Source organism: Roseovarius sp. THAF27 (genome assembly GCF_009363655.1).
In the GTDB taxonomy this organism is placed as follows: Bacteria; Pseudomonadota; Alphaproteobacteria; order Rhodobacterales; family Rhodobacteraceae; genus Roseovarius.
The window spans coordinates 1,464,716-1,480,533 of the sequence record NZ_CP045393.1 but is presented as its reverse complement, the minus strand read 5'-3'; the positions used below and the strand labels follow the sequence as shown (position 1 = coordinate 1,480,533).

Sequence of the window (15,818 nt, the reverse complement as noted above, 5' to 3'; positions counted from 1 at the left end):
ATCCTTGCCACTGGTGGGTTTACATAGAACGTGCAACACTCGCGGCCAGATCACATTTTGGTCACCACCGACCGATCATTTCGGCGCGTCCAGGTGCACGATACCCCGGATCGGCAAATGATCCGAGGCAAGCCGAAGTTGCGGCGTACGCACCGTTTCGACCTCCCTCACAGCGCCGGCCCGGTCCGTTAGGATCCGGTCGAGCGGCAACACCGGGCGTCCCGACGGAAAGCTGCGCCTTGCAGGTCCGCGAAACCCGCGTCCAAGCAGCCGGGAATTGAACATCAGCCCGCCCCAGGGGCGCCATTCATTGAAATCGCCCAGCAGGATGGTCTGCATCTCGGGGCGGCGATACAGGTATTGCCCAAGGATCCGCATCTGCACGACCCGCAGGGGCTGAAACAACGAAAGATGCATCGACATCACTCGAAATGCCGTTCCGTCGGCCTCGGCCTCGACAACGACCGCACCGCGATGACAATGCCCGGGCAGGTCGACGACGTCTCTATACAAGACGTCGAAGCGTGGATGCAGGAACATGATCGTCCCCAGGAACCCGTCGCTGGACGGTCCCCAGCGCAGTGCCGCGCTGTCGTGCTGGTACTCCAGCCCGGTATCCGCCGCGATCCCCGCCACATCGAGGATCCGGCCATGCGGACGGCATTCTTCGTCTGCCTCCTGCAACGCCAGCATGTCTGGCGTCCACGGCGCCAAGTCCGTCCGTATTGCTTCGCGCACACGCGCCGGGTCGACCCGTCCATCCGTGCCTTTCGCACGGTGCACGTTCCAACTCACACAGCGCAGACTGGTACCAGGCCTATCCGTTTTCACCGTTGCAGGAGCCACGTGCCGCTCTACCTTTCCATTAACCGTCATTCCCCGGATGCCACAGATAGGAGACAACATGCGAATTCAAATGCTGGCCGCAGCCTTGGCCGCCCTGCCCGCCGCCGCCCAGGCCGAGATGGCCCGGTACGAACTCGACCCCAGTCACACCTCGGTCTATTTCACAATTGACCATGTCGGCTATGCCAAGACCCTCGGCATCTTCCCCGGGATCGAAGGCAGTTTTCAATACGACAGCGAAACGCAGGAACTGGGCGAGGTCACCGTGGCCATCGACGCCACAAGCGTCGACACGTTTCACGATGCCCGCAACGAACATGTGCGCAAGGCGGATTTCCTCGACGTGTCCAATCATCCTGAAATCACCTTTACTGCGAATGGCGGCGCACCAACGTCCGACACCGAAGGCACGGTCGAGGGTGAACTGACCATCCTCGGCCGGACACAGCCGGTCACTTTGAATGTCACGTTGAACAAGGCGGAGGCATACCCCTTTGGTCACGAACGCTTCGTGCTCGGGCTGTCGATGGATGCCAGCATCCAGCGTAGCGATTTCGGCATGACCTACGGCGTTGAGAACGGATTGGTGGGAGACACGGTCGACATCAACATCGAGACCGAAGCGATGCGCATGGACTAGCCGGCACATGCGCCTCCCGGCTCGGCAAATGCAGTTGATCGCCCCTTGGCCATTCGTCCTCGGTATGGCAGTTACGCGCACAGGAGTCATGTTCAATTCGAAAAAGAAACCGTGATCAATGTCTGACGTCTCTGGCAAACCCTGCATCCTGTGCTGCGCGATCACCGGCTCCGTGCCCCGCACGTCCGACAATCCGGCGGTGCCGATCACCGTCACCCAACAGGTCGAAAGCAGCCACGCGGCGGTCGAAGCCGGCGCCACGATCATCCACGCCCATGTGCGCAACGACGACGAGTCGCCCTCCTCCGACCCCGAGAGGTTCGCGGCTCTCAAGGAGGGGCTGGAAAAGCACTGCCCCGGCGTCGTGATCCAGTTCTCGACCGGCGGGCGCTCGGGCGCGGGCAAGGCACGGGGCGGGATGCTGTCCTTGCGGCCCGACATGGCCTCGCTCTCGGTCGGCTCCAACAATTTTCCCAGCCGCGTCTACGAAAACCCGCCCGATCTCGTGGACTGGCTCGCGGTCGAGATGACGACATACGGCATCACCCCCGAGGTCGAGGCCTTCGACCTCTCGCATATCCTGCAGGCGATTGCCAAGCACGACGCGGGTGTCCTGCCCGGCCAGCTCTATGTCCAGTTCGTCATGGGCGTGAAGAACGCCATGCCCGCCGACAAGGCGGTGTTCGACTTCTACGTGAACACCATGCAGGAGCGTGTGCCAAACGCCAATTGGTGCGCCGCGGGGATCGGCGCAAATCAGATCGTCGTCAACGAATGGGCCATAGCCGCGGGCGGCCACACTCGTGCAGGGCTGGAAGACAACATACGCCTCGACCGCGACACGCTGGCACCGTCCAACGCTGCACTGATCGCGCGGGCCGCCGATCTCTGTGCAAAATACGACCGGCCCGTCGCCACAATCGCCCAGACGCGCGAAATCTTGGGGCTGCGTCCGGCGTAAAATTCCTGCAATTCAGAATGTTGCGGCAATTCCTTAAGGCGTTGCCTCAGGCTGATCTGGCGAATTCGGCGGTCTCATCCAGCATCTCGGGATACCACCGTTCCAGCACCGGCGCGAATTCTTCGCGGATCCGCCCCACCTGCGCCGGCGTCAGGTCGTCCTTCCACCCGCCTGCTTTGCCCTTGGCAAAAAAGCTTTTCATCCCCGCGGGCCGTTCGGTGAACCCGTGTTTTTCTTCCTGCTTCTTCATCGCCGCGAAACTGGTGGCCTTGATCGCTTTGGCCAGTTTCGGTCGGTCGGGCTTGATGCTCAGAAAGTCCAGCAACCGCTCCATCGTCTTGGCCGGCCGGTCAAGCATGTCCTCATACCGGATCAGGTGTCGCGGCATTCCAGGCACCGTAGCCCACCGGGTGACATGGTCGTCCCACCGCCCCAGAGCATCCAGAATACCCGTTTCCGTACCCATCACGTTTTCCGGGTCGCACATCTTGGTGATCGCGGCATCCATCGGGGCAGATGTATGCCGCGCAAAGGACGGCGCGACATCGAAGGGATTGCGCATGATGTAAAGCGCCCCCGCCGTGACCTCTGGCGGAATCAGGTCCACCGGGCCCACCCGGACGGGCGTGCAATGCGTCTTGACGAAATGCTTGCCCGGCTTGGATCCCGCGATCATGTGCAGCGCCTTGGTGCGCACCTTCAGCCAGTCTTCCACGCTTTTGCCCCGGAACGGCGCGCCATTGGCGGCGTCAAAGAAATCCTGCCGGATATCGGCGGTGGTGAACTGGCGCAAGTTATTGATATCTGGCGCCATTCCGGGCGGCATGAAGTAATGCGCCAGAAGGCTGCGCAGCCAAGTGTTGCCCGATTTCGGAAACGAAGCCAGCCAGATGATACGCCGCAGGTCAGACACTGTAATATCCGTGTTTCTTCATCATGCGTTTATGCTCCCGCCGCACCTTCGTCACCAGCGCGGGGTCGAGGTCGTCCTTCCACTGGCCCGACTGTCCCTTGGCAAAAAACCGCTCCGAATTCGGGGATTTTTCCTGGAAGCCCGATCGCTCTTCCTGCTTCTTCAGTTCATCGAAGCTTGCAAAGCGGATGGCCCGCTCGAGGCGATCAGGCACGACCGGCACACCCAGGAACTCGAGCGTCTTGGCGAAATGGGTCTGGGGCTCATCCAGCAGGTCCTCATAGCGCAGCGATAAGACCGGGAACGCACCGCCTTGCGTCCAGTCCTTGACGTGATCGCTCCAACTGCCCAGGAACTGCCAGGTGGTTGTAGCGTCTGCCTGATTGGCACTGTCTGTCCGGCCGATAAATTCAACGGTCTGCTCATGTGTCATGCCGTAATGCCGGGCGTATGACAAAACCATATCCAGAGGATTGCGCAGGATGTAGATCGCCTGTCTGGTATATCGCGCCGGAATAAGTTCATGACCGAATGCCTGATTCCGACAATTGTGCGTTTTTACGAAGTTCACGTCCGCGTTGTTTGCCACGATACCCTGCAACACCCGGTCACGCACCTGAAGCGTTGCTTCAGGATCGTTTATGTCGATCCTTCTGCCGGCCGCAGCCATGTAACGATCTGGTTTCGAGTCTCCAAACCCAAATCGCTGGATCTGGTTGATATTAAGAGGTTCTTTCGAATCGGACAGGTAATTGGCCAGAAAAATCCGCATCCATGTATTGCCGGATTTCGGGTAAGAGGCCAACCAGACAATACTTCGTTTCATGTCCATCCTTTGTGGCACATCAAAAAGGGAACGGTTGCCCGTTCCCTAAAAGAAAACGGCGGGAGAGTACACTCCCCCGCCGTTCAATCTCGTTCAAGCTAAGCTTAGAAGCTCAGGTTGATCGCGGTACCGATTGCGGTGCCGTCGATGTCGCCGTTCACGACCGAGTCGTTACGGGTCTCACCGTACAGCAGGTAGGTCGTCCAGCTGACGCCCGGTCCCAGGTCACGGTTTGCAGCGAGTTTGTAGTACTCGTAGTGGTCGTCGAGACCGCCGCCATCATTGATTTCACCGATGTAGGCTTCGAGGCCAAAGGTCCAGGGACCAGCCGCGTCGTAAGCCACACCAACGCTGTAACCTTCTTGGTCGGTTGCGCCACCGGCAAGGCCGTTGTCGTTCTCAGCGTATGCTGCACCGAAGGTGAAGCCGCTGAAGCCGACTTGGAAGCCAACACCCCAGGTTTCGGGATCCGAAACACCTACAACGTTGCTGTCACCGGTACCCCAGCGCGCGGCCAGAGTGATGTCGGTGGTGCCGAAGGACTGGCTGTAGTTCACACCGATGTCGAAGATATCGGTAAGAGCAGTACCACCAGCAGTGCGGTTAGCGATGCCGTTGGCAGCGTTGCCGGTTGTACCCGGAGCATACGAGATACCGGCCGTGAAGCCCGAGAAGCTCGGCGTGTAGTATGTGATACGCGCGATGTCGTTGTTGCCTGCGACCTCAGTGTAGGACGACAGACCGGCTTGACGGAACTGACCACCTGCGAACCCGGTGAACGGGATGAACGCCGAGGCGGACGGCGAGTTGATCGCCATGGAGCCGACTTGCGGTGCGCCAACCATCATCTTGTAACCGGCCGAGTTTTCGTAACCGGCGTCGATGCGGCCGAACGTGTCGCTCGAGATCGACATGTACGCTTCGTCGATACCGTCTGCACCACCACCGCTGTTCAGAGCTTCCATCTGAACGTTGATGCCGAAGGTCATGCCGTTGTCCAGCGTGATGTTCGGGGTGAAGATGATTTCGGCGTTCGTGAACATCTGGATGCCGTCGAAGTCAGGCGCGCCGACACCACCGGGGACGCTCACATCGGCATACGCGATGTGCTGTTGGAAGAAACCACCCCAATCCAGGTTCCAGTCCTGGGCCGAGGCAGGGGCAGCAGCGACGCCGAGGGCGATTGCGCTGGTGCAGAGAAGTTGCTTTTTCAAGGTTATCCCTCCTTAAAGCAGGAAAGTTTCAAGTTCCACCGCCCCCGATCCAGGACACGGCTTGGGAGGATGAATGCTGTAAATGCCCCCTCGCTGTCAACGAACCGCCCCCGGTGCGCCGTGTTGTTGGACGCTCTGTGACGTATTTCACACACAGATCTTTGCGGCACTTCGCAAAACCCGCTGAAAACACCGATTTGCCACGTTTTTTAAGGGTTTCCCGCAACCTTCGGCTGCAGCAGGCGGGCTGCGGGTTCGGCTTTCCGGGGCCGCGGGGCGACTCGCCGGACCGGGTATTGCGCGACTCGGCGCGGCGGCGCGACATTTCCGTCACACTGCCTCCACGCGTCCGGGGCCTCGTGGCCTCGGCCCGCGCACACGACACCGGCTCCGCGATCAACGACAGGCCCTTCCGGCAGATGCGCAATCACAAACGGACCGGGTTCGCGCCCCTCCTGCGGGTGCCCGCACAGCATGACGCGCGGGCCAGGGCTCCGCCGTCCCCACGCGGGACCGCCTGTAAAGGCGGCCTTGCCGTCACAGGCCCCGCTCTTCCAGCACCTTGCGCGCGTGGCGAAAGCATTCCAGTCCCTGCGGCACCCCGCAATAGATCGCCACGACATGAACGATGGCGCGAATCTCCTCCTTGGTGACGCCATTGTTCAGCGCCCCGCGACAGTGGATCTCGAATTCGTTCATCTTGCCCAGCGCCCCGATCATGCTCAGGTTCATCATGCTCCGGGTCTTGGCGTCGATCACCTCGTCGCCCCAGCCGAATCCCCAGCACCAGGCGGTCATCGCCTCCTGGAACGGCCGGGTGAAATCGTCCGCGGCGGCAAGGTTCTTTTCCACATACTCGGCCCCCAGCGTGGCCTTCCTCTGCTCCAGCCCTATCAGAAACAGGTCCTCATCGAACAGGCTCATCGACTATCCTTTCCGTTACAGGTCGATCGGACGCAGGGCATACAGGTCCTGCGCCGCCGTTTTGATCTTGTCATGGTCGTAAAGGCGCGCGCGCCACTCCTCGGGTATACCGCCATAGCCGTAAAGACGCCCGGCCATCTGCCCCACCACGGCGCCCACCGTGTCGGCGTCGCCGCCAAGGTTCACGCCGGCCAGCACGACATCGCGGAACGTATCGCCCTGCGTCAGCGCCCAGAACGCCGCGTGCAGCGTGTGCACCACGTAGCCGCTGGCCTCGTCCGGTGGCGCCTCCGGGCAAGGCAACAGGCTTCGGTCCCCCGTCACCAGGAACTCCGCCATGTTCGCCGCCGCCCGCTGACACAGCGGGCTGGCGTGGGTCAGGCGGCTTTGCAGGCGCGCCACCGCCATCGCGCTTTCCTTCGCCGCGCCGTAGGCGATCACCACCGGCGCCAGCCGCATGATGCCGCCGTTGCCACTCTTTTCGTCCTCCACCGCTCCGGAATACGGATTCCCTGTCTGCTGAAACCGGGTCAGGGCCGCGTCGGTCTGCATGCCGATATCGAAGCACACCCGGGTCGACGACAGATAACCGTTGTCGCGCCAGTTCACGAACCTCTTCATCGCATCCTCGGCATCCCAGCCATTGGCCGAGCGCAGCATCTGCGCCAGGCACATCGCCATCGAGGTGTCATCTGTCCACTTGCCGGGGGCGAGGTTGAACGGCCCACCGCCCACCATGTCCGTGATCGGCGCGAAGGTGCCGCGTTCGCGGAATTCCAGCGTCGTTCCAACCGCGTCGCCCACGGCCAGCCCCACCAGCATCCCCACGGCTTCGTCTTCGCTGAACGGCTTTTGCATCATGACCGTGGAGCCTCGCTGACACGAGGTTCGTGGATCGCGCAGCAGACGGCCCGCAACACCTCGCGCCCGCTTATTGACTGTCGCAATCCCGTCATGCCGCCTCCCTGTCACTCAGGACATACCCGTATTGGTGACCGGCGCTGCGGGAACGTGCAAGCCCCCTGCCTCCGGCAACTCTAAAAAGACGGGGCCTCATCGTTCCCGGAAAGCGGAACCGATTCCGTTCACCCTGCGTGGTGTAGCCGATCAAATCGGTGCCACCCAAAAACAGCGCCGCATGGCATGACGCGACCGAACGATTTCCGAAGCTGCAAACCAGCGCCTCCCAACAGATTTTTTTCTTCACGGGAATTTTTTATTCACTGCGTGATTTTTTTTAATAGCAAAATGCCCAATAATTACGCATCCTGCCTTTATCCGGCCGGTCAAAAAGTCAGGCCCCACCGGACATCGGCCCCGTTCAAGAGCGGCCGGCAAATGAAATAGGTGCACCCGCCGGCGCCATCCTCCTGTCGCCTAACGGGTCGCACCACACTGGGAGGACAGTAAATTGGATACCGATATCGGTGCACTTACGGTGATCTTCACCGAGTTCTATTATTGGGTGACCGTACCGCTCATGTTCCTGATCCACGTCGGGTTCTGCATGTACGAGGTCGGCGCCAGCCGCCACAAGAACCACATGCATACCGTGATGAAGAACACCATGCTCATGCCGCTGGTGACCATCACCTTCTTCTTCTTCGGGTGGTGGATCTACTTCGCCTTCCCCAACGGCCCCGGCATCACCGGCGGCCTCACGCAATCCGACAATGCCGTGCCATGGTCCGAACTGATGGGCACGCACCTTGGCGGCCCCGGACCGGCGCTCGAAAGCGCGCAAGGCTACGGCGCCGAATTGGGCAACGGCTTCTGGAACCGCCTGAACGGTGTCTTCTGGGCGGCCTTCCTGCTGTTCAGCTGGACCGCGGCCTCGATCGTGTCGGGCGCCACCATCGAACGCATCCGCCCCACCGCCTTCTGGATCCTGGCGGTGGTCATCGGCTCGGGCACCTGGATCATCGACGCGGCCTGGGGCTGGCACCCGGATGGCTGGATGGTCACACAGTTGGGCTATCACGATGCCTATGCGTCGGGCGTGATCCACGCCATCGCCGGAGGATTTGCCCTTGGCGTGATTGTCGTGCTGGGGCCAAGGATCGGCAAGTTCGCCCCAGACGGCACCCCGCGCAACATCAACCCGCACAACAAGTGGCTGGTCACGATCGGGCTCTTCCTGATCTATTGCGGCTTCTGGGGCTTCTACGTCGCCTGCAACGTACCGATCATCGACCACGGCACGCTGGGCGGCGCGGAAGGCGTGGTGAACTTCACCGCGACAACCATCTACCTCACGCCCACTACCCTGTCGGCCATCGTGTTCAACTTCCTGATGTCGCTCTCGGGTGGGCTTCTGGCAGGCTACGTCGTATCGAAGGGCGAAGCGTTCTGGACCTACTCCGCTGGCCTTGCCGGCGTTATCACCGCCTCTGCGGGCAACGACCTCTACCACCCGATCCAGGCAATGCTGATCGGCGCCGTAGGGGCGGTCTGCGCCTACAAGCTGCATTTCTGGGTCGAACGCCGCTTCAAACTCGACGATCCGGTGGGGGCGGTGGCCGTGCACGGCTACGCGGGCTTCATCGGTCTGGTCATCTGCGGCTTCATGCTCTGGGGCCACCCGGCCACGGCGGCCTATCATGAAACCGTCGCGGTCATCACGCCCTGGGGCCAGTTCGCAGGCGCGGTCATCATGTTCGGCGTGCTGGGCTTCCTGCCCGCCTTCATCGTGTCCAAGATCCTGATGGGCCTGGGCATGTTGCGCGTACCGCCCGCGGTCGAACTCGTCGGGCTCGACATGTCCGAGGAGATCGCTGAGGAAATGGATGCCATAGAGGTATCCGAAGCCGACATCGCCGAGGCCAAGCGCCTTGGCCTGCTGACTTGAGGAGGGTCACGACATGTCAACGACAGCTGTAGAAACCTGGGCAGGTGCGGACCTGTCGCAGATCGGCCCGATCTATCCCATGGTCGGCACCGAGATGATCCTCGTGATCGTCGGCGTCCTGTTCTGGCTTGGGTTCCATGTCCTGCAGGCCAGGATCGAACGCCGGGAACTCGACGGCGACGAGGCGGCGGCCCGCAGTCCTGAACGCATAAAGCGGGTCTTCGAAGAGGAAGCGCGGGAGTAACACCTCCTCCGCACAGGCTGAACGCCGGCCCCTCCCCGGGCCGGCGTTCTTGCGTTTCGGGACAGACGCAATACCGACGAGGCGCCGACGCCTATGGACACCTTCCCGACCCCCTGCCACTGATCGCGCCATGACAGCCCGCACCGCCCTGCCCGACGACATCCAGAACCGCACGCTCGGGCTTTTCGCCGCCTTCGGCGTCCTGGTGATCTGGTCCGGCTTCATCGTCTTCTCGCGCGCCGGCGTGCAGACGGCGCTGACGCCCGGCGATATCACCGCGCTGCGCTTCATGGTGACCGGAGTGCTGACCCTGCCCGTCGCATGGGCGTGGTGGCCGCGCCACCTGGGCCTCACCCCAATCGTTCTTATCGTGCTCTGCGGCTCCGGTGCGCTTTACGCGATGCTGGTCTACATGGGCCTCAGGTACAGCTCCGCGGCCTATGCGGGCGTTTTCACCAACGGGGCGCTGCCGTTCTTCACCGTGCTGCTGGTCACCGTCTTCACGGGGGCATTGCCCAATCGGCTGCAACTGGTCAGCCTCGTGATCGTCACCCTGGGCGCAGTCCTCGTTGCGGTCACCGGCATCCGGACCACCGGCGACGGCGCCGCGCTGGGGATCGTGCTTTTCCTGACCGCTGCGGCGATCCAGTCGATCTATATCTTCGGCGTCCGCCGCTGGCGGCTGACACCGCGACAGGCGCTGGTCGTCATCAACGTGCCCAACGCGATCGTCTTTCTGCCGTTGTGGTATTTCCTTCTACCATCCGGCCTGGCGCAGGCCGACACCGGCACAATCCTGTTCCAGGCCGCCTACCAGGGCCTGGGTCCGGGCATCCTCGCCATGGTGTGCTTCGCCATTGCCGCCAACCATCTGGGCCCGACCCACACGGCGGGCTTTTCTGCGGCCGTCCCGGCCTCTGCGACGCTTCTGGCGATCCCGGTCCTGTCGGAAATCCCCGGACCGCTGGAATGGACCGGCATCGCACTTGTCACCATCGGTCTTTTCATGCTCGTGCGGGCGCGCGACGGTTAGCGCCGGCCCCCTAGGGGCACCCGAACGGCACGAACGTACTGGCCATTCCCTAGTTCATCGTCATCTTCAGCAGGGTGTCGGCCAGCGTCCATTCCTCGGGCGTCATCGGACATATCTCGACGCGCACGGCACATTGCGCATCTATGAACTCCTGGTTGCTTGTCAGGAACGCCATCCGAAGCCCTTCCGGCCCCTGCAAGGTAATCGCGTCCCGCACGGCCTGCTGGTAGAGCTCGCATTTCCGCGCCGTCCAATCGTCCGCGAACGCCTCCGTCGCCGCCCCCTGGCCAGGCCCGGCAACCGCCAGACCCATCAGCCAGGCCAGCCAAAGGCGCGACGGCTTGATGCATGTGTTTCTCATCGCAACCGCACTTTTTGCCGGTGCAGACCCCTGCACTCGTTTCGCGGCGCGAACCTCGTCACGACCGCCGCGCCTGCCATGCCTCGGCCCGGTCCACCCAGTGACGAAAAACAAGGTCGGCGGCCTTCAGGAAATGCGGCCTGTCGAACGGATGCAGCACGTGACGCGGCAGGCGCGTTCTTGCATAAGCCGTCTCGGCGCGTGCATCCCCGACGGCCAGCCAGCCCGCCTTGGCGCCAAGATACGGCGCGATCACGGTGCCCGAGCCGCTGAAGCCCATGGCGAAGCAGACGCTGTCATGTTGGCCGACATGCGGCATTTGCGCGAAACTGAACCCGGTATAGCCGCTCCAGACATGGCTCAGCTTCGCCTCTGCCAACTCGGGCCAGACCTCCACCATCGTTTGCCGTTGCCTTTGCGCCGCGATGTGCAAAGGCACGTCCCGCATGGCCGCCCGTCCGCCGAAAAGCACCCGTTTGCCATCGGGCGATATCCTGAAATAGCTGTGCCGCGCGCGGGTTTCGACCATCATGCGCCGTCCGGGTGCAAGGTGCCCGATCAGGTTCTCGGGCAGTTCTTCCGTCGCAATGATGAAGCTCGGCAGCGGAAATACGCGCCGGAGGTGCCATTGAAAAGGCCGCGTCGTATAGCCGTTGGTGGCCAATACCACCTTCTCGGACCGGATCGGGCCCTTGGCTGTCTGCGCCACCAGTCGCGTGCCCTCCCGCGTCATTGCTTCGACCCGCGCGTGGCTGACGACGGGGACACCGCGCCGCCGAACCGCCTCCAGCATTCCGCGATGATACTTCGCCGGATGCAACGCCCCGTGCTGCGGAAAGAGAAGACCGCCGTGATAGAGACCCGTGTCGATCTCGCGTCCAAGGTCGGACCGCTCGACCAGTTCCACCTCCACCCGGCTTTTCTCGCGCACCTTGTCGGCCAGCCGCTTCTGCCCATCGAATTGCGAGCGCGTGTAGGCCAGTTGCACCCGGCCCGTGACCTCGAAATCGCACTGTATCTTCTCGTGCTCGATGAACGTCTTCGCCCAGTCCAGCGCGGGCGCCGCCTCGGCCAGCAGATCGTCGGCCACATCGGCGCCGAAGGCCGCCGCCATCTTGTCCCAGCTCAACCGGGGGTGCGCCCCGACCATGCCGCCATTGCGGCTCGAGGCCCCCTCGCCCGGAACGCCCGCCTCGGCCACGACCACCCTGGCGCCGCTGTCATGCGCCGCGATGGCCGCCGACAGCCCGGTATATCCCGCGCCGATGACCAGCACGTCGCAATGATCGGGCAAGCCGTCCTCGGTGGCTTCGGGCTCCACGGCCTCCCACCACCACGGACGGCCCGGGGCCGCTTCGCCTGTCCATTCGGTCATGCTCTTGCTCCTGTCGCTGGCGACAGAATGACCGGACCATGGTCAGCGTCAAGCCATGTTGCCGACATCCACCGCACCATTGCCGACCGCCATCCGCCTTTCAGCGCTCCACCCTCAGCAAAACAAGCTCCGGCGCGGGGCCGTCCACCGGCACCAGCCCCCCGGCCGCAAGCCCCCGGGCCAACTGCGTGGCAAAGGACGTGCCGTCTCCGTAATGCGCATCCCGGCACAACAACAGGTAGTCCGCCCCGGTACGCTCCAGCGCGGCACGCAGGGTTTGCTCATCGCCATCGAACGGCACGGCACCGTTCGCGATGGCGTCCGCGCTGCGGTGATAGGGGCCGGCCAACGCCGCGTGGCCGGTCAACAGCAACAGCGGTGGCCCATAGCTGCTGGAACTCAGGATGACGCCCTCGGGCACCGAGTTCAGGCTGCGCAGGATGTGGGGTTGTCGGCACGCATCCGCATCCACAGATTGCCCGCCGGAGGCCGTCATCGTGGCGCCGGCACCGCCGCCGCCATGTGCAAGGCCATGCAGCGTCGGCGTCATCAGGGTCAGCACGACCGCCAACAGCGCCGGCACCGACCTCAGCCGCCCGAAAAGGCCTTCCCTTCCCCACTCCAGCAGCGTTGCAACGACGACCCCGACCAACATCGGTATCGCCGCCGCACCCATCAATACAAGCCGGATCTGGAACAGCGCGCCGATCACGCCAAGCCAGCCAAAAAGCAGCAACACGCCCAATTTCGCCGGTGTCCCGGCGCCGGCCCTGCCCCGCAGGCTCTGCCAGCCCCAGGTCAGGCTGCCAAGCAGCACGGCCATCGCCGCGGGCGCCACGAACCGGAAACCCAGGCCATTGGCCTCCCACAGGTAAGGCAAGGTCGGACGCGCCTCGATGATCCGGCCGGTTATCAGGTCCTGCACCTCTTGCGGCAGGCTGTCATAGGGTCCGCTTGCGCAGGGGCCTATGAGGGGGCTCAAGGCCACGATCCCGGCCGCCGCCAGCGCTACCAGCAGCACCACGCGCAACGCCAGGCTCGGCAGGCGCGGCGACAGGGCCACCACGCCGATGCAAATCGCCGCGCCCGTCCATGCCAGCGCCAGGTAGGGCAAGGACAGCTCATCGCATCGCGGCACCAGCAATCCGCCCGGGGCCGTTTGCCCCATGAAGAATAGCGTCGCGCCCCCTGCCAGCGCCAGGCTGAAGCCGGCCAAATGCCGCGCCGCGCCGTCCTGCAACATCATCGCCCGCACCGTCAGGACCAGCCCGGCCAGGGCGATCGTTATCATGGTCTCCAGCCCCACAGCCAGCGACAGCGCCGCGGCAAGGCCTCCCACTATGCCGCCTCGCATCGAAGGAGCTGGCCAAACCACGCTGATCAGCATCAGCGTGGTCAGCAGGATCTGCACGTTGTGATGGTCAATGCGTGCGGGCGCGAAATAGGTCAGCCCCGTGGGCGGCCACAACAGCACAGCCACCACAGCCACAAGCGCCGCCATACCCCCGAAAAGCCGCCGCGCCGCCAGGCCTGTGAGCACGATCAGCGCCAGCAACAGCATTGTCGGCCAGGCCACAAGTGCAACCGCCGCCGCCTGCGCCTCGGTCATCACCAGCGACAGGGGCAGGATGATTGCCGCGATCGCAAGGTCGACATAGCGCGACCAGTGCATCTCCAGCCCCTCGGGCGGCAGCATCCGGTATTGCGTGGTGTCGTACCACCCCTGCCCCGCCAGCCAGTCGCGCACCATCAGGAAGCGCATGATGTCGTCGTTGTCCGAGACACTCAGGGTGTCTATCGGCGCCATCCCGGTCGCCACCGCCCGGAACACGACCATGCAGACCGCCAGCAGCAGCACGATTGCGAATAACCTGCTCTCTCTCGCCGTATCCTGCATCCCTCGGCCTCTCTTTTCTTGTGCTGGTCACTAACCCGACGAAGCCCCGACCGCGCAAGCCTTAATGCCCGGCCGGGCGCAACACCGTCCGAAGGTGTTCCCCCTGCGCCAGAGCATTGTTTCGAAGAACCTCACAAATCCGCAGATTTGCCGCATTTTGGCCTGTTTCACCGGCTTTTCTGCATCCCGAAACCGACCGCAAGAGCGCCGCACATGTCCGTCCTTTTTCCCAGCGAATTCAACGCCGATCCGAAAGCCACCGAGGGCTCCGGCCCGCGCGTCGCCGTTCTGATCCCCTGCTTCAACGAGGCGGCCGCCATCGGCACCGTCGTGCGCGACTTCCGCGCCGCCCTTCCGCAGGCCGATATCTACGTCTACGACAACAACTCGTCCGATGGCACCGCCGAGGTCGCCGCCCGCGCCGGCGCGATCGTCCGCCGCGAACCGCGCCAGGGCAAAGGGCACGTGGTGCGCCGCATGTTCGCCGATGTAGAGGCCGACATCTTCGTGATGGTGGACGGCGACGACACCTACGACGCCGCCGCGGCCCCCGCGATGGTGTCCCGGCTGGCGGATGAAGGCCTGGATCTTGTCAACGGCGTGCGGGTTGCCGGAACCGACACCGCCTACCGCCCGGGCCACAAGCTGGGGAACCAGGTCCTCTCGGGCCTCGTCCGGACGATCTTCGGTCGTGGCAGCAGCGACATGCTCTCGGGCTTCCGCGTCTTCTCGCGCCGCTTCGTCAAGACCTTCCCGATGATGTCGCGCGGCTTCGAGATCGAAACCGAACTGACCGTGCACGCGCTCGAGCTCGACATGCCCACCGCCGAGGTGCCGGGCCGCTTCAAGGACCGTCCCGACGGCTCGGAAAGCAAGCTCAACAGCATCCGCGACGGGCTGCGCATCCTCAGCACGATCACCAGGCTCCTGAAACAGGAACGCCCGTTTCTGGTCTTCTCGACCATTGCCTCCGTCTTCGCGATGATGTCGCTGACACTCGCCGGCCCGGTCTTCGCCGAATATTTCGCCACCGGCCTCGTCCCGCGTCTGCCCACCGCCGTGCTGTCGGCAAGCCTGATGATCCTGGCATTCCTGATGGGGGCTGTCGGTCTCATCCTCGATACGGTCACACGCGGACGGCAGGAAGCAAAGCGGATGCAATACCTTTCGGTTCCCGGAGTGCTCGGCCTGCGCAGCGCCCGCCGCGATGAACGCGGGCCCTTGTTCACCCGGAAATGACCCGCCCCGCCCGATCCTTCGTCCGGTTTCTCGCCGTGGGCAGTGCCGGCTTCGCGATCGACGCCGGCCTGTTATGGTCGCTGATCACCCTGGGCGGCGATCCCTACCTGTCGCGGGCGGTCAGCTTTGCCGTGGCCATGACTGTTACCTGGGCGCTCAACCGGCGCTGGACGTTCCGGTCAACGCGTCGGAAATCGCTGCACCACGAGTATGCCGGCTATGCGGCGGTTCAGAGCGCGGGCATAGCGGTCAACTTCGCGATCTACGCCCTGATCCTGTCTGCACTCGGCGCCACAGCCGCGACTGCCGTGGTTGCGCTGGCCGGCGGATCGGTGGTCGCACTCGCGGTCAACTATCTGGGCATGAAGCACCTGGTCTTCCGGACCGCCACCTCCTGAGCCTGTCGCGCGACAGGGGCGGCGATTGCAGCTCCGCCTTGGGACCACAGGTGATTCATCCCCCTCTGCCTTCCGTAAAGAAGCGCCCTGACAATGTGT

Annotated in this window: 16 protein-coding genes; 7 read left to right on the top strand and 9 right to left on the bottom strand. The window is 63.4% G+C overall.

Features of this window, described 5'->3' with window-relative positions:
* Positions 1-75: 75 nt before the first annotated feature.
* The gene (locus tag FIU89_RS07395) at positions 76-783 is read right to left on the bottom strand and encodes an endonuclease/exonuclease/phosphatase family protein (protein WP_368373305.1); all 708 of its coding nucleotides are present in this window, start codon (positions 781-783) and stop codon (positions 76-78) included.
* A gap of 121 nt (positions 784-904) precedes the next feature.
* On the opposite strand from FIU89_RS07395, the gene FIU89_RS07390 reads away from it, so the two are divergent.
* On the top strand, positions 905-1,486 hold the full coding sequence (locus FIU89_RS07390; RefSeq protein ID WP_152492002.1) for a YceI family protein: 582 nt from the start codon (positions 905-907) through the stop codon (positions 1,484-1,486).
* Positions 1,487-1,604: 118 nt separating this feature from the next.
* The gene (locus FIU89_RS07385; RefSeq protein ID WP_152492001.1) at positions 1,605-2,447 is read left to right on the top strand and encodes a 3-keto-5-aminohexanoate cleavage protein; all 843 of its coding nucleotides are present in this window, start codon (positions 1,605-1,607) and stop codon (positions 2,445-2,447) included.
* A 46-nt stretch (positions 2,448-2,493) separates the two neighbouring features.
* Here the strand turns inward: FIU89_RS07385 and FIU89_RS07380 are convergent, their stop codons facing one another.
* From FIU89_RS07380 to FIU89_RS07360, 5 genes are all read right to left on the bottom strand, one after another.
* Complete coding sequence (locus FIU89_RS07380) at positions 2,494-3,360, bottom strand: sulfotransferase domain-containing protein (RefSeq protein WP_152492000.1); 867 nt, start codon at positions 3,358-3,360, stop codon at positions 2,494-2,496.
* Positions 3,353-4,186: a sulfotransferase domain-containing protein gene (locus FIU89_RS07375; RefSeq protein WP_152491999.1), complete on the bottom strand. Its 834-nt coding sequence runs from the start codon at positions 4,184-4,186 to the stop codon at positions 3,353-3,355. Before FIU89_RS07375 ends, FIU89_RS07380 begins: the two co-directional genes overlap by 8 nt.
* Positions 4,187-4,290: 104 nt before the next feature.
* Positions 4,291-5,400 (bottom strand): porin, encoded by a 1,110-nt coding sequence (locus tag FIU89_RS07370; protein ID WP_152491998.1) that lies wholly within the window; start codon positions 5,398-5,400, stop codon positions 4,291-4,293.
* A gap of 537 nt (positions 5,401-5,937) precedes the next feature.
* The gene (locus FIU89_RS07365; RefSeq protein WP_152491997.1) at positions 5,938-6,324 is read right to left on the bottom strand and encodes a carboxymuconolactone decarboxylase family protein; all 387 of its coding nucleotides are present in this window, start codon (positions 6,322-6,324) and stop codon (positions 5,938-5,940) included.
* Between the two features lie 15 nt (positions 6,325-6,339).
* Positions 6,340-7,182, bottom strand: a complete 843-nt coding sequence (locus tag FIU89_RS07360; protein ID WP_152494435.1) for an ADP-ribosylglycohydrolase family protein — start codon at positions 7,180-7,182, stop codon at positions 6,340-6,342.
* Positions 7,183-7,735: 553 nt separating this feature from the next.
* On the opposite strand from FIU89_RS07360, the gene FIU89_RS07355 reads away from it, so the two are divergent.
* The 3 genes from FIU89_RS07355 to FIU89_RS07345 all read left to right on the top strand — a co-directional run bounded on the left by FIU89_RS07355 (position 7,736) and on the right by FIU89_RS07345 (position 10,449).
* On the top strand, positions 7,736-9,172 hold the full coding sequence (locus FIU89_RS07355; RefSeq protein WP_152491996.1) for an ammonium transporter: 1,437 nt from the start codon (positions 7,736-7,738) through the stop codon (positions 9,170-9,172).
* A 13-nt stretch (positions 9,173-9,185) separates the two neighbouring features.
* Positions 9,186-9,416 carry a hypothetical protein gene (locus FIU89_RS07350; RefSeq protein ID WP_152491995.1) on the top strand — a complete coding sequence of 77 codons (231 nt, stop codon included), beginning with the start codon at positions 9,186-9,188 and terminating at the stop codon, positions 9,414-9,416.
* Between the two features lie 130 nt (positions 9,417-9,546).
* Positions 9,547-10,449 (top strand): DMT family transporter, encoded by a 903-nt coding sequence (locus tag FIU89_RS07345; RefSeq protein ID WP_152491994.1) that lies wholly within the window; start codon positions 9,547-9,549, stop codon positions 10,447-10,449.
* Between the two features lie 49 nt (positions 10,450-10,498).
* Here FIU89_RS07345 and FIU89_RS07340 read toward each other — a convergent pair whose 3' ends face one another.
* From FIU89_RS07340 to FIU89_RS07330, 3 genes are all read right to left on the bottom strand, one after another.
* On the bottom strand, positions 10,499-10,810 hold the full coding sequence (locus FIU89_RS07340) for a hypothetical protein (protein ID WP_152491993.1): 312 nt from the start codon (positions 10,808-10,810) through the stop codon (positions 10,499-10,501).
* A 58-nt stretch (positions 10,811-10,868) separates the two neighbouring features.
* Positions 10,869-12,185 carry an FAD-binding oxidoreductase gene (locus FIU89_RS07335; RefSeq protein ID WP_152491992.1) on the bottom strand — a complete coding sequence of 439 codons (1,317 nt, stop codon included), beginning with the start codon at positions 12,183-12,185 and terminating at the stop codon, positions 10,869-10,871.
* A gap of 100 nt (positions 12,186-12,285) precedes the next feature.
* The gene (locus FIU89_RS07330) at positions 12,286-14,082 is read right to left on the bottom strand and encodes a hypothetical protein (protein WP_152491991.1); all 1,797 of its coding nucleotides are present in this window, start codon (positions 14,080-14,082) and stop codon (positions 12,286-12,288) included.
* Between the two features lie 213 nt (positions 14,083-14,295).
* Between FIU89_RS07330 and FIU89_RS07325 the strand changes: the two genes are divergently transcribed.
* Both FIU89_RS07325 and FIU89_RS07320 read left to right on the top strand, forming a co-directional pair.
* On the top strand, positions 14,296-15,321 hold the full coding sequence (locus FIU89_RS07325; RefSeq protein WP_152491990.1) for a glycosyltransferase family 2 protein: 1,026 nt from the start codon (positions 14,296-14,298) through the stop codon (positions 15,319-15,321).
* Entirely contained in the window at positions 15,318-15,719 is a 402-nt protein-coding gene (locus FIU89_RS07320) for a GtrA family protein (protein ID WP_152491989.1), read from the top strand. The genes FIU89_RS07325 and FIU89_RS07320 overlap by 4 nt, the downstream gene beginning before the upstream one ends.
* The last annotated feature ends 99 nt before the right edge of the window (positions 15,720-15,818 follow it).